This window comes from Enterococcus sp. 4G2_DIV0659 (genome assembly GCF_002140715.2).
Lineage (GTDB): Bacteria > Bacillota > Bacilli > Lactobacillales > Enterococcaceae > Enterococcus_L > Enterococcus_L mansonii.
In genome coordinates this window covers 3,353,963-3,369,113 of the sequence record NZ_NGLE02000001.1, presented here as the reverse complement: position 1 = coordinate 3,369,113, position 15,151 = coordinate 3,353,963, and the positions used below count along the sequence as shown (strand labels likewise).

Sequence of the window (15,151 nt, the reverse complement as noted above, 5' to 3'; positions counted from 1 at the left end):
TTTACAGTATTTTTCCAACACTCTTATTCTCTACTTTTTAGTGTTTTTTTTCAAGTTTTATTCATCACTTTCCTTCTATTATAACATTATTTAGGCAGTATTTTTTTATTTGATTGCTTGTTTTCCTCTCTTTCTTACTCTTAGTAATAAAAAAAACTAGTAATCCAATTTACCTTATGTTATAATTTCTAACATTAACAAAAGAATAGAATCGTGACATAAAGATTAAAAACAAAATAGCTATTTTATTATAAACGAGAAGTTAACCAACAATCAATATCATTATATAATCCATGTTTATAATAAGAGAAACATTAGTTGCGCTATTCTTATTTTATTCTCATTTTTATAAAAAGAGCATATTTTTTCTTTTTATATCCACTCACCTTATTTGTTCGCACACAAAAAGTCACCAAGTAGATGTGATAAATCTATACATAAAGGAGAATAACAATGATTTTATTAGAACATGTAAATAAGTTTTTTGGCGACCATCACGTCTTGAAAGATGTTTCTTTACACGTCAACGAAGGCGAAAAAATCGTTATCATCGGTCCTTCTGGCTCAGGAAAAAGTACCTTAATCCGTTGTATCAATCGTTTAGAAAAGGTCAGTGATGGACATATTTTTATAGATGGAATTGATATTACTGAAGCTAAAGCGCCTGTTCAAAAAGTACGCCAAAAAGTCGCTATGGTTTTCCAAAGTTTTAACTTATATGCTCATAAAAACATTATCCAAAATCTTACTTTGGCGCCAATCAAGGTCAAAGGAATCAGTAAAGAAGAGGCGACGAAGACTGGAATGGAGTATTTAGAACGCGTCGGTTTAGCCGACAAAGCCCATGCCTACCCTGCCCAACTTTCAGGTGGGCAACAACAACGAGTTGCCATTGCTAGAGCGCTAAATATGCATCCAGAAATCATCCTTTTTGATGAGCCGACTTCTGCCCTTGATCCAGAAATGATCCAGGAAGTTTTGGATGTCATGATCGATTTATCTAAGCAAAATATTACAATGATTTGCGTCACACATGAAATGGGCTTCGCACGACAAGTTGCTGATAAAGTTATTTTTATGGATGATGGACAAATCATCGAAACAGGCACGCCAGAACACTTTTTCACCAGCACACAAAATGAACGAGCAAAAGAGTTTTTGAGTAAAATTATCCATAATTAACTTAATTTCAATCACAATAATTACTATGAGGAGGAATTTTAAATGAAAAAGACGAAAAAACTATTAAGCCTATTCTCACTTGTTTTGTTACTTGGATTAATCGTTGGATGCGGCGAGTCAACTGATAAAGATTCTACAAATTCTCAAAGCAAGGGCACAACTGATATTCAAAAAATAAAAAAGGCTGGAGTCATTAAAGTCGGCGTTAAAGAAGATGTCCCAAACTTTGGCTATATGAACCCTGACACGAAAAAAAATGAAGGAATGGAACCTGATATCGCAAGATTAATTGCAAAAGAATTAACTGGCAGTGAGGATAATGTAGAATTTGTTGGCGTAACGGCTAAAACACGTGGCCCGCTATTGGATAATGGTGAATTAGATATGGTAATCGCTACCTTTACAATCACGGATGAACGAAAAGAGACATACCATTTCACCACACCTTATTATAAAGACGAAGTTGGCTTTTTAGTAAGAAAAGCTGATAAATTTACAGATACTGCTAGCTTAGATGGTAAAACAATTGGTGTGATCCAATCAGCAACAACAAAAGAAGCGATTGAAAAACAAGCAAAAGAGCTAGGCATTAGCTTTAAATACCAAGAACTCGGCTCTTACCCTGAACTAAAAACAGCTTTAACTTCAAAAAGAATCGATGCTTTTTCTGTCGACAAATCTATTTTAACTGGCTACGTTGATGATCGTACAGAAATTTTAAAAGACGGCTTTTCCCCCCAAGAGTATGGCATCGCTACAAAAAAAGCGAATACCGAATTAAATGACTACTTGGATAAAAAAATCGAGGATTGGCAAAAAGACGGCACCTTAGAAAAAATTTACAAAACTTGGAATCTAGATTGACATATCTCGATTCTAAATAGCTTTGTTAGATAGAGTTTGGGAGGAATTTAGATGTTTATTATAGCAAATACAAGCCCTTTTGCGTTTTATCGATGGGAAGCGCTGTTTAAAGATTGGAAACTTTTCAGCGATGCTTTCTTCTATACTATTCTATTAGCCGTCGGTTCGCTGCTCGTTGCCATGTTATTAGGTGTATTCTTCGGTAGTTTATCAGCTATTAAAAATAAACTGTTAAACATAGTCAGCCGAATTTACGTCGAATTTTTCCAGAACACGCCTTTATTGATCCAGTTTATTGTCGTTTATTATGGATTTCCTTTGGTTAGTCCACTGTTGACCTTCTCAACTACTACTATAGCAATTTTATGTGTCGGTCTTTATCACGGGGCATATATTTCAGAAGTCGTACGTTCTGGTATCGGAGCTGTTCCTAAAGGGCAATTTGAAGCGGCATATTCTCAAGGCTTTTCTTACGGTAAAACGATGCGTTACATCGTCTTGCCCCAAGCATGGCGAATCATGTTGCCTCCGTTGACGAATCAAATTGTTAACTTGATTAAAAACACATCGACTGTTGCAATCATTTCCGGTGCGGATATTATGTTTACTGCAAATAGTTGGTCTTCCATTAATTTAAATTATATTCCAGCTTTTGCTGTAGCGGGATTTTTGTACTTTATTTTATGCTTCCCGCTAGCTAACTTCGCTCGGAAATTAGAAGAAAATAATAAGAAAGCTTATAGTCGATAGGAGGATGCAAACATGTCATTTCCAGAACAAATGAGTCAACTTTTGACCAATAATAATTTGCGCTTTTTATTTGATGGCTTGAAGCTTACTCTGTATATTTCTTTTGTATCTATTATTTTAAGCACGATTTTTGGTACGATACTCGCTGTATTGCGTAATCAAAAAAAGGGCCCATTCAAATTTTTGGCTAGCGTCTACATCGAAATTGTTCGTAACATCCCGAATCTATTATGGATTTATGTTATTTTCTTGATTTTCAAAATCAAATCGACGCCCGCAGGTATTGTAAGTTTTACTGTTTTTACAACCGCTGCCTTAGCTGAAATTATACGTGGTGGTTTAAACGGTGTCGATAACGGACAAAAAGAAGCTGCTCGCTCCCAAGGGTTTAGTCAATTTCAAATTCTTTGGTATATTGTTTTGCCTCAAGCGATTCGAAATGTCTTACCAGCAATTGTGTCTCAGTTTGTGACAGTAATTAAAGACACTAGTTTTTTATACTCTGTTATTGCCTTGCAAGAACTTTTCGGAAAATCCTATATTTTAATGGGGCGTTATGCACAAACTGAACAAGTTTTTATGATTTATGGTTTAGTCGCATTCATGTATTTTGTCATCAATTTTTCCATTTCTCAGTTTTCAAGATGGCTGTCTAGAAACTGGGTCTAAGTAGTATTCAAAAAAACCACCTACACTCTTTATTGAAGGCAGGTGGTTTTTCATATTATCTAATTGTTACATCAAATTGTTCGACCAAGGCTTTTTCTACTTTTTCTAATGATTGGTTGATTTCTTCATCAACTAATGTAGCTTCAGCATTTACAAAAGTTAGACTATACCCCATCGATTTTTTCCCTTCAGCAATATTCTCGCCTTGATAGACATCAAATAAATGAATAGATTGCAAGAATTTTCCAGCATTCTTGGAGATCGTTTCTACTAACGTTTGATTCGTTACAGATTCGTCAACCAGTAAAGCGATATCTCTTGAAATGGCTGGGAATTTTGAAATTTGTTGATAGACTAAAGCATCATTTTCAGCTTCTATGATTGCTTGTAGATTTAATTCAGCTACATAAGTTTCTGGAACTTCGTATTCTTTAGCAACGGTTGGATGGACTTGACCAATAAAACCGATCACTGTTTCATTCAATTTTACCAAAGCAGTTCTTCCTGGATGTAGTTCTTTGTTTTCCTTCGTTGCTTCGTACGAAATTTTCGCTTCAATACCTACAGCTTCAAATAAAACGTTCAATATTCCTTTAAGCGTATAGAAATCTACAGGTTCTTCTTTCGTTTGCCAGTCCTTAATCGCTTGATTTCCAGATAAAGCAATACCTAAATGGTTTTCCTCACGAGGAAGTTCTTTTTGAGGATCATTTTCTTGGTAAAATACGCGACCAATTTCGTAAAGAGCAACCGTTGAATTTTTACGAGCAACATTGTATGACACATCATCTAACAACCCTGAAATTAAGTTCATTCTTAAAACAGAACGTTCTTCGCTCATCGGCCACTGCAAGCGTGTTGTTTGGCTTTCTTTCATCATGAATTGACGAGATTTTTCTTCTGTAGTCAGTGCATAGCTGATTGCTTCACTTGCTCCGCAACCTTCTAATACATTTTTGATTTTACGAACCAATAATTGACCACTTGTTAAACTCCCCGCAACCGTTTCCCCTTTAGGCAAAGTAGACGGTAAATTATCATAGCCATAAATCCGCGCAACTTCCTCAATTAAATCTGCTTCAATTGTAATATCCCAACGTCTTGGAGGAATTGTCACATTATATTTTTCTTGTTCCAATGTAAAACTAAAGCCTAATGATTCAAAAATTTCGCTAACAGTGGCTTGATCTAATTCAGTTCCTAAATAATCATTAATCCGAGAAATTGTTACACTCACTTTAACATCCTCAATCGTTAATTCAGAACCGATACTTTTTCCTGATACCACTGTTCCTCCAGCTAAATTCGCAATCATTGCCGCGGCCACATCGCTTGCTTCACCGACTGTTGCATGATTAATGCCTTTTTCAAAACGGCTAGAAGACTCACTGCGTAAGTTAAACTCTTTTGATGCTTTACGCACAGCTAACGAATCAAATAAAGCAGACTCTAAAGCAACCGTTGTTGTTCCGTCTGTGATTTCTGAATTTGCTCCACCCATTACGCCAGCTAAAGCAACCGGAACGCTGCCGTTTGTGATAACAATATTTTCATCAGACAGCTTGCGCGACTCACCATCTAAGGTAACAAGCTCTTCTCCTGATTTTCCACGTCTTACTAAAATATTTTTGCTATCTAATTTGTCATAATCAAATGCATGCAAAGGCTGTCCAAATAACAAAAGAATGTAATTTGTTACGTCAACAACATTATTGATTGGACGAATCCCTTCATTCATCAAACGGGTTTGCAGCCACAAAGGACTTTCCGCAATTTTTACATCCTTGATGATTCTGATTTGATAAGCCGGAACATCTTTTTCATCCTCTACTTCTACAGATATATACTCTGTAGCTGTCTCACTGGAATCTTCTTTTAATGGTTGATCATTGAAGTGAGGTGTTTGACGATAGATAGCACCTACTTCATAGGCAACGCCACGCATACTCAATGCATCCGCTCGATTAGGCGTGATTGACAACTCAATGATTTGGTCATCCATATCTAAATAAGAAAAGACATCTGTACCATTGACTGCCTCTTGAGGCATATAATAAATCCCCTCTGAATAAGCTTTAGGAATCACATTATCTGAATATCCTAATTCTTGCAAAGAACAAATCATACCATTTGAGACTTCGCCTCTCATTTTCCCTTTTTTGATTTTCTGATTCCCAGCGATCCTAGAACCTGGCAGCGCAACGATAACTTTGATACCGACTTTCACATTGGGCGCACCGCATACGATTTGTGATAGTTCTTCTTCACCAATATCTACTTGGCAAATCGATAGATGATCTGAATTTGGATGGGGAATGCATTCCTTCACTTCTCCAACTACTATTTTTTTCAACCCTTCTTGCGGTACTTCAACACCTTCAACTTCAATACCTGTCAAAGACATTTGATCAGATAATTCTTTTGCGGAAATTTTAGATAGGTCTAAATATTCACTTAACCATTTATAAGAAACTAACATCGTCGATTACTCCTTTACCTTGAACTGATTTAAGAAACGCAAATCATTTTGATAGAAATTACGAATATCATTCACACCATAACGTAGCATTGCCACTCGATCTGGGCCTAAACCAAAAGCAAATCCGCTATATTCGTTAGGATCGATTCCTGACATTTTTAAAACATCTGGATGAACCATACCGGCACCTAAAATTTCTATCCACCCTGTTTGTTTACATACGTTACAGCCTGAACCACCGCATTTAAAGCAACTAACATCTACTTCAACGGACGGTTCTGTGAATGGGAAATAACTAGGACGAAGACGAATCTTACGGTCTTCACCAAACATTTTTTTCATCACAACTTCAAGGGTTCCTTTTAGATCACCCATTGTAATATTTTTATCGATTACTAATCCTTCGATTTGGTGGAACTGGTGACTATGGGTAGCATCGTCGGTATCTCGACGGAATACTTTCCCAGGAGAAATCATCCGTAATGCCCCTTTTGAAAAATCATGCTTTTCCATTGTTCTTGCTTGCACAGGTGATGTATGCGTACGAATCAAAATCTCATCTGAGATATAAAATGTATCCTGCATGTCCCGAGCTGGATGATCTTTAGGTAAATTCATCCGTTCAAAATTATAGTGATCAGATTCTACTTCGTAGCCTTCGACAACTTGATAACCCATGCCGACAAAAATATCTTCCATTTCTTCCATTACTTGAGATAACACATGACGCGTACCATGCGTTGTTTGTTTTCCTGGTAAAGTCACATCAATCGTTTCTTTTGCTAATGCTACATTCAGAGCTGCTGTCTCCAACACTTCTTTGCGTGCTTCAAGCGCTTCAGTTAATAAATCTCTAATCTCATTTGCAAAACTTCCTACAACTGGACGTTCTTCTGCAGACAAGTCTTTCATTCCTCTTAGCACTTCTGTGATAGGTCCTTTTTTTCCTAGTGTTTCTACTCTGATTTGATTTAAAGCTTTAAGATCGACTACATTTTTAATATTCGTCAAGGTTTCATCTCTTAAAGCTTCTAATTGAGCTTTTAATGTCATTATTCTATTCCTTTCTTTTGCTTGATAATCAAATTGAGTTGACTTAAAATGAACAGAAAAAACGATAGCCCGCTCCTTTATAAAGGAACGAGCTATCGTGTTACCATCCTAATTCATGATAAAAAATCATGCACTCAATTCTTATAACGGTTTTCACCGGTCTGATCTCTTTGGAACAAACAAACTCCGGAAGTGAACTTCATTTTTCGATACGTGATCTGTTTGCAGTCTAAGACAGATCTTCCCTTCTACGTATCTAGCCAAATTACTCTTTTCCATCAACATTTTTTGTTATTCAATTGATTACAGTTTACAAGATATTAAGCGTTAGGTCAACTGCATTCTTCTGCTGTTACCCATTTTTCTGCCCAGTACTGAATTTGTTCCATTGCTTGCTGTAGGTCTTTTCCTTTATTCGTGAGGAAATATTCTAGACGGCTGCTCTCATCGCATCGAACTGCTTTTGTGATGATTCCTTCAGCTTCAAGTTCTTTTAAACGCTCAACTAATACTCGATCGCTAAGTTCAGGAATTTTTTGTCTTAACTCACCAAATCGTTGAGGACCTCTTTCCAACAAAACATCAATGATCAAACCATTCCATTTTTTTCCTAAAATCGCAAAAGCTTTCTCGAATTTGGGGCATAATGAAAAATCTGTTGTTTTTACTTGATCCATTTTCCTCACCTCGTGACATGAGTATAGCACACAACTTACAATTTGTAAGTAAATTTGCTTTCATTTTTCAACTCATTCGTTCTATTATTTTTTCACTATCCATATCAATAATAATCCCAGCAGATAATAAGACTAAATATACCTTGGTCACTGGTTTATTTGTCGCTTGTGCCAAGGCCTTGCGATATAAATTTAATTGTCCTATATACCGTTGAATAATTTTCGATATTTCTTGTGGATTTTCAGTATTTTTTACAAAATCCGTTTTATAATCATATAAAATACACGACTCTTCTTGTTCAATAAATCCATCGATCATTCCATGAATCAACAGATCGTCTTTTGTTTGTTCAGGATAATCTTTAATGATCTCTTTAGCACCTAATAACATTGAAAACGGTTGTTCCCGGACAACTTGAGTTGGATTGGTTAGTAGCATCTGTCCTAGGTTTGTTTGATAAAAAGTTAAAATTCGATCGATATTGATTTGTGCGCCAACATTTTCTTGAATGATTTTCGCTTGAATTAACTCCGCCAATAATTGTTCAATGCTTTCTTTTGTTGGTTCTTTTGTTAAATCTAATAACTGTAATAGATAATGTGTTGCTGTCCCGATCTCTACAGCTGACGGTTTACGGATGGACTCAAGAAACCGTGGTTTACCCAATTCACCATCACTCATTCGATGGACAATCATGGATGTTGGTTGAATAGTATTTTCTTTATTTAATTCAATTTTAGCAATTTCTTTGTTGTCAGGGTCTTCAAAAACACGCTTGATTTCAGATACCGATTGATAATTCGTCGTTTGTGTTGATAACTGATATGGATACTTATACTCTAAACGACGGATCCCTTTTTCTACTTCTTTTGAATGAGCAGTTTTGTGATTTTCCTCTTTTACAGAAGCTGTTTCACCAAATTGAAGTACAGCAAACTTTTCTTGAATTTCTTTATCTGTCATAAAGGCTATACTAAAACTTGCAGGATGTTCACTAATTCCAGGAACATGTTCAGTTAAAAATGCTGTTTGATATTCCGCCATTTTCTGATGACGAATCAAACTCATTCCAACCCAGTTCATCAAGCTGCTCTTCCCTTGTAGCCGGTTTTCACTTGGTAGACTTTTTGTTTGAACATCACTGACTTTTAACCATTCCTTCCAAGTTGCTTCTTGGTCATTATAAGAGCCGATTAGGTAAAGTTTTTGTTCCGCACGCGTTAGGGCAACATAAAGTTTTCGCATTTCTTCTGAAAGTAATTTCTTCAACTTTGCTTGTTTAATCGCTAAAAATGGCAACGTTTCATAGAGCATACGTTCCTTTGGCTCAAGGTAACGAATCCCTACGCCTAAACGATCATCAAAAATATAACGTTCATTTAAATCACCTAGATTAAATTCTTTTGTCATATCTAACACAAAGACTACTGGAAACTCCAACCCTTTACTTGCGTGAATCGTCATGACACGAACCGCATTTTCTTCGCTTAAAATGACAGGTTCAGCTAAATCTTTATCTTTTTCCTGCATTTTTTCGATAAAGCGAACAAATTGGAAAAGACCTCGGAAACTTGTTTGTTCATAACCAGCTGCTCGATCAATTAGCGCATACAAATTCGCTTGTCTTTGCTTGCCAGCAGGCATTCCTCCAACATAGTCTAGATAGGCAGTATCCTGATAAATTTCCCAGATCAGTGTTGCCAATTGATTTCTTCTAGCAATTTCTCGCCACTTTTCCAACCAAGCCGCAAATTGCAGTGTTTTTTCTTGAAGTTTTTGCTGATTTTGTTTGACGTTTTTTTCTTGATTAAAAAGTAAAAAAGCATCGTAATACGAACTTTTTTTAGCCATCAAACGGATCGTAACCAATTCATTTTCTTTCAATCCCACAATCGGAGAACGCAACACTGCAGCCAAAGGTATATCTTGATACGGGTTATCAATAATTTGTAAAAGAGCCACCATTGTTTGTACTTCTGTTGCTTGAAAATAGTTTTGCGCATCGTTGACCTGAATCGGAATTCCAGCTAATTTGAATATCTCTAAAATCGTTAAATTATTTTTCTTTGTCGGCGTAAGTAAGACAATATCTTTATACGTAATCGGACGATTTTTCTTCGTCGACTTATCATACACTAAAAACTGGTTATCAATCAGCTCTCTGATTTTGAGCGCTGTCATATGCAGTTCGCCTTCTGTCTTGTCTTCTAAAATCACTTGCGAGCCATCAAGCAAAAGAGGTTCTTCTGGGGTTTCTGATTTCTTCTCATAAATCAGAATTTCCGTATCGTAATTTTCAGCTTCAGGAAATTGGTCAAATCCATGAACCAATTTCGCAGCCTGGTCATAAGCGATTTGCCCGACTTTCTCATCCATCAATTGTTCAAAAACTAAGTTAGTAAAATCCAAAACATTTTTTCTTGAGCGGAAATTTTCAGCTAAAATGATTCGTTTTCCTTCTTTATTTTGACCATATTGATTATATTTTTCAATGAAAAGCGTTGGGTCTGCTAATCTAAACGAATAAATTGACTGTTTTACATCCCCAACCATGAACAAGTTTCCATCTGAAGATAATGGTTTTCGTAACCAATAAAGAATCGTTTCTTGCAATCGATTGATATCTTGATATTCATCAACCAGTACTTCATCAAATTTATTTCGATAATAATTAGACGCTTCTGTTGCAGCCCATTCATTTTCTATTTTTTTTGCTAAAATCGCTAAAGTGAAATGTTCTAAATCATTGAAATCAACTAAACCTTTTTTTAATTTTTGCTTACTATATTCATCAATGAAAGCTTCACCTACTGTGCTCATTTCTTCTACAATAGGAGCTGCTTGTGCCATGATTTTTTTCATTTGATCAGGTGATAATGTAAACAAGTTTGCTATAATATCGTTTAACGCTTTTTTATTTTGTTCACGTAAATTTTTAGCTTGGACGGCAAGTTCTTTTACTTCTTCCGCCCGTATGCTAGGATATCGATCAAACGTAATCGTTTTGGAAATCTCAAAAGCAGTCTCTAAATCGTTATCTGCTAATTGGCTTGTAAACGTTTCTGTAAACTCTTTTTCATTTCTAGCAAGATCAACTATTTTTTCTAGTTTTTCTACTCCTTCTGTTAAACGGATCATTTCTTCATAACGATCCACACAGCGTAATAAACTTTCCATCATTTGCGGTTTTAAAAACTCTTGAAATAAGTCGGAATCTCCCAATTTCCCTTCCACTCGATATGCTCTAGCCAAGTGTTGCAACCATTCTTTAGGATCTGGATTCGCTCTGGCGAAATCATAAAGAGAAAATATCAATCGGGTTAATCCATCATCACTACGATCATTAGAAAAGTTACTGGTTAATTGATAAAACATTTCACTGTCTTCCGCATAGAAACCTTCTCTAAGCTCATCCCAAACATCTTCTTTTAACAAGAGAATCTCGGTTTCATCCGTTAACAATCGAAAGACTGGATCCATTTCAATCAAATAATAAAAACGACGAATCACAGTTAAACAAAAAGCATGCAGTGTGCTGATATTGGCTGTGGGCAATAAACTTAATTGTTTAATAAAGTGTTGTTTACGTGCTTGTTCACTTTCATTACTGATCGCTTTTTGAAGAGCAACTTGAATACGCTCTTTCATCTCTTTCGCTGCTGCTTCTGTATAAGTCACGATCAGTAGTCGATCAATATCGACACCACTTTTCAACTTTTCAATTACCCGCCGAACAAGGACAGTTGTTTTACCAGAACCAGCAGAAGCTGAGACTAAGATATTTTCATCCCCATCAAAAACAGCTTGCCATTGATTATCTGTAAACTGTTCATTTTCTGGACGTAAAGGAATCTCTTTAGTCATTTATATCGCCTCCTTCTTGATTAGTTTCAATCAATCGGTTCATCACTTCATTCTTCGATAACGTTTCAATCCGATTATAGTTATTTTCTTTTAACATCACATCAAAATTACAAACACTTCTGAATGGGCAAAAACGACAAGCAATTCGTTCCTTCCCTTGATAGGCTGGGTTTAAGTCAATTTCACCACTAGTAATATGATTCCCAGCCTCGATAAATTTACTACGATTATGTGTCAATAACGCTGTCAATTCAGGCTCTGTCACAAATTTATCTTCCTGGCGACGACCAGGTTTAATTAGCTCTTTCGCTGATTCTTCTATTGGATAAATTAATGATGATTGTTTCGCTTGTAAACTCTTATCTAAATTTTCTAGCAGGACTGGATCATTCAATAACAACCCATCAAATTGAAATTTCTTTAATAGTTGCCCTTCTTTTTTATCTTCTGTTTCGTAAGGTAAAATTGGATTATGCACGTGTAAGTAAAAGGAACCTGCTGGTTTAGCTGCTTGTCCAACTAAATTCACCGCATCCATTAACGCAACATCTAAATAAGTTAACATCTGCATAGCTAAACCATAGTATGCTTCTGTAATATTGAATTTCTTATGACTCGATTTATAGTCAACTACTCCAAGATATACGCCACCAGGTGTCACTAATTGATCTAGACGATCGATTTTCCCTCTTACATTGATATTACCCCCATTGTTTAAAGGCAATTCAAGGCCTTTGATCCCTTTTTGGCTTGCCAACTGACCAAACAATACTTCTGTTTGAACGGTGCTCATACCACTACGTTCGCTTTGTTTTTTTAACGCCCAGCTGACTTTTTTGATTGTTTGTCCCAATTGATATCGAATATAGTTCATACGATTGGATGTATCCAAAATAGAAAATTTTATCTCGCCAAATACAGCATTCAATATTTTCTCTGTAAATTCATTAACTTCTTGGTCACTCAGTTCGGATAACTGCTTATTTTCCATAATTAGCAATTTAAAAAACTGATCAAGCGCTTCATGGAAAAAATCGCCGGTTGCTGCTGGTGATAAGCCGAAGACATCTCGTTCTTTTAATCCTAGTCCGAAACGTGAAAAATACTGATACTGACAGCGATAAAAGCTTTCCATTCGAGAAACAGAGGTATAGATTTTTTTGCCATATAATTCATCTGCTAATTCTTCCACTAAATTTTCAGGCAGATTTTGATGATTCAAACTTTCAAATACATGTCTCGCTAAATCTGCTTGCGGCTGATTGAATAACTCTCGTTCCAACTCCAGCCAAAACGGTGAAATCCCTTCTTGTGTCTCTTTCCTCTGACGCTTCAAGTTGGTTAACTCACCAATCAATGTTCGATAAGTCCCCACATGTTGCAAACTAATCTGTCCATCATCAAGAATCGTTAATGCATTTCGGTTTTGCATTACCAAGCCTAAATCTTGTTGAATATTTGCTATATATGGAGAGACTTTTACATCTTTGGCAGTATCTTTCACACTTGGATAAGAAAGATACAAGTGCTCTGTCGCAGATGCAAACATAATATATGCATTAAAGGGTTCTTTAGCAATGCTTTTCCTTGTATCTTTTAATAAAAATTGACTATCATCTAATTGATCGTTCACAACCAATCTTTCTTCATCAGAAAGCAAAGTCTTGTTATCAAATTTTTGCGGTAAAACTTGATCCGTCAGCCCAATAGCAAAAATAACTTTCGCCTGACCTGGTCGAGCTAAATCTAGTGCACGTACTTGAACTTGGTCAATAGCTGTCGGCACTTTGTTGTAACGTAATCCTTCCAATCCACTAGAAAAGACCTCTTCAAATGTTGCTAAATCAAAGGAATCCTCTCCATAAATCGTTACGAATTCATCAAATAAAGTCATTAAGGCTTCCCACGTTTGTTCATGATTTCTCGCATCTTCCAGCTGACCACTTTCAATTGCTTGGTTTCGCCACATCATTAATTGCTTTTCTACACCGTTATTGACTAAAAAATGGTAAAAATACTCTGCTGCTTCTATGCCATTTTTAGCTTTTTCGATTTTTTTGAAAAATGTTGGAACTGTTTGCTGAATCATTTTACGTACATCGTTCGATTCTTTTTCAATCAATTCAGTATCATCTTGTTCCTCTGTTTCAAAGTCATAGCGGATAAAACGCCAATCCGCTTTTTTTTCCCAATGATAGCCTTCGTACCCATAAGCCAAAACAACATTTTCAGTCACATCAATTTTTTTGCGCCATTCATTTCGCTGGATACACCATTCTTCAACTGAAGTTGGATCGTCCATTGGGAAAAAGAGTTCTGTTCTCAAAAAGCGCAAGACATCACGATAGCGGTAGTGATAGGCATGGATCGAAAATAACGATTGGATAAACTCAACTAAAGGATGCTGCTCCATCGCCATATCTCGGTCCAAATAAACAGGAATTTCATGTAATGAAAACAAAGGGGCAATCAAAGTTTCATAACTATCCAGCTCTCTTGTTAACAACTGAATATCTTGATAACGATAGTGCTCTTCAACAACCAATCTTCTGATTTCTTTAGCGATTTGATTGATTTCTTCTTTCGGATTTTCTGCACACCAAAATTGAAGACCCTCATTTTCTAAAAGAGGCTGTTGTTTTGGTCGGTTTTCTTGTGCTTTTGCCCAGTATGTTTCAAGTGTTTGAAGAGCAGCATTTGTCGTTAAGTAGTTTGCCTTTTCTATATGATCCGGTAATATTGCAACAGCTGACTTTCTTGCCAGTTGATAAACCTGATAGTACGTGGCACCCGTTTCATAAAATAAATTCATCGTTGATGGTTGTTCATTCGGATACTTTTTATCCAAAACTAGCGAAATTTTTACTTCTCCGCCACGTCTCATCAAAACATCAAGCAATTTTAGCTCTCTAGCAGTGAATTGATGGTAGCCATTGATCACAAATAGCACATTACTTAAATCTTTGGTCTCTAAATATTCTGTTAAATACTGAATGATTTCAGCTGACTTAATACCATATTGACTCATTTTCTGTTCAAACTCTGAAAAAATTAATTGAATATCTTTAATTTTCAACTGTAAATCTTGCTCTTTACTTTCTGACTGCTCTTGTGATAAAAACGTGGCTAGCTCATTTATATCAATATTTCCAGCTTTCATTTCTTGATAAAGATCAAATAGTTGCTGAATAAACCCTGCCTTATTGATCTCGCCACGGAAAACGTTTAACGCTTCTTCTTTTTCTGATAAAATTTTTCTAAACACCATCGCAGCGCCAGCATCTGTCAATGCTTCTGAGCTATAATATTGAGTATGTTGCAAATAATACCAAGCTAGACGATAAAAACTGAACACCTGGATTCGCATTGTAGCAATCGATTCAGTATCATTTTTTTGCATCTCCTTAATCCGTTTAAGAACACTGACCTCTTGCTCAAACTTTATATGGTTAGGCACTAAATAAAACACTTCGTTCTTGTCATCTTTTTGAAGCCATTTCATAGATGCTTGTAAAAGTTCTACTTCTAAATCCATCTCTGCAGTACCGCGAATAAATTGTACACTCATTTCGTCACTTCCTTTAAACCATCTCGTGTCTTTAGTTTATCATA

The 15,151-nt window shown here is 36.0% G+C and carries 9 protein-coding genes and 1 other annotated feature; of the genes, 4 read left to right on the top strand and 5 right to left on the bottom strand.

The window, feature by feature from the left end; translation table 11 throughout:
* The first annotated feature begins 453 nt into the window (after window positions 1-453).
* From A5880_RS15770 to A5880_RS15755, 4 genes are read left to right on the top strand one after another with little or no spacing between them, the layout of a single operon-like run.
* A complete protein-coding gene (locus tag A5880_RS15770) occupies window positions 454-1,182 on the top strand; it encodes an amino acid ABC transporter ATP-binding protein (RefSeq protein WP_086330004.1) in 729 nt (242 codons plus the stop codon).
* A 42-nt stretch (window positions 1,183-1,224) separates the two neighbouring features.
* On the top strand, window positions 1,225-2,046 hold the full coding sequence (locus A5880_RS15765) for a transporter substrate-binding domain-containing protein (protein ID WP_086330003.1): 822 nt from the start codon (window positions 1,225-1,227) through the stop codon (window positions 2,044-2,046).
* Between the two features lie 51 nt (window positions 2,047-2,097).
* Window positions 2,098-2,796 (top strand): amino acid ABC transporter permease, encoded by a 699-nt coding sequence (locus A5880_RS15760; RefSeq protein WP_086330002.1) that lies wholly within the window; start codon window positions 2,098-2,100, stop codon window positions 2,794-2,796.
* Window positions 2,797-2,808: 12 nt separating this feature from the next.
* Window positions 2,809-3,465 (top strand): amino acid ABC transporter permease, encoded by a 657-nt coding sequence (locus tag A5880_RS15755; RefSeq protein WP_086330001.1) that lies wholly within the window; start codon window positions 2,809-2,811, stop codon window positions 3,463-3,465.
* Between the two features lie 55 nt (window positions 3,466-3,520).
* Here the strand turns inward: A5880_RS15755 and pheT are convergent, their stop codons facing one another.
* The 5 genes from pheT to A5880_RS15730 all read right to left on the bottom strand — a co-directional run bounded on the left by pheT (window position 3,521) and on the right by A5880_RS15730 (window position 15,107).
* Complete coding sequence (pheT, locus tag A5880_RS15750) at window positions 3,521-5,944, bottom strand: phenylalanine--tRNA ligase subunit beta (RefSeq protein ID WP_086330000.1); 2,424 nt, start codon at window positions 5,942-5,944, stop codon at window positions 3,521-3,523.
* A 6-nt stretch (window positions 5,945-5,950) separates the two neighbouring features.
* The gene (gene pheS, locus A5880_RS15745; protein ID WP_086329999.1) at window positions 5,951-6,997 is read right to left on the bottom strand and encodes a phenylalanine--tRNA ligase subunit alpha; all 1,047 of its coding nucleotides are present in this window, start codon (window positions 6,995-6,997) and stop codon (window positions 5,951-5,953) included.
* Window positions 6,998-7,077: 80 nt separating this feature from the next.
* Window positions 7,078-7,288 (bottom strand) — a binding site (T-box leader).
* A 41-nt stretch (window positions 7,289-7,329) separates the two neighbouring features.
* Window positions 7,330-7,674 (bottom strand): winged helix-turn-helix transcriptional regulator, encoded by a 345-nt coding sequence (locus A5880_RS15740; protein ID WP_086329998.1) that lies wholly within the window; start codon window positions 7,672-7,674, stop codon window positions 7,330-7,332.
* 67 nt (window positions 7,675-7,741) lie between these two features.
* Entirely contained in the window at window positions 7,742-11,539 is a 3,798-nt protein-coding gene (gene addA / locus A5880_RS15735; protein WP_086329997.1) for a helicase-exonuclease AddAB subunit AddA, read from the bottom strand.
* On the bottom strand, window positions 11,532-15,107 hold the full coding sequence (locus A5880_RS15730; RefSeq protein WP_086329996.1) for a PD-(D/E)XK nuclease family protein: 3,576 nt from the start codon (window positions 15,105-15,107) through the stop codon (window positions 11,532-11,534). Before A5880_RS15730 ends, addA begins: the two co-directional genes overlap by 8 nt.
* Between the last annotated feature and the right edge of the window lie 44 nt (window positions 15,108-15,151).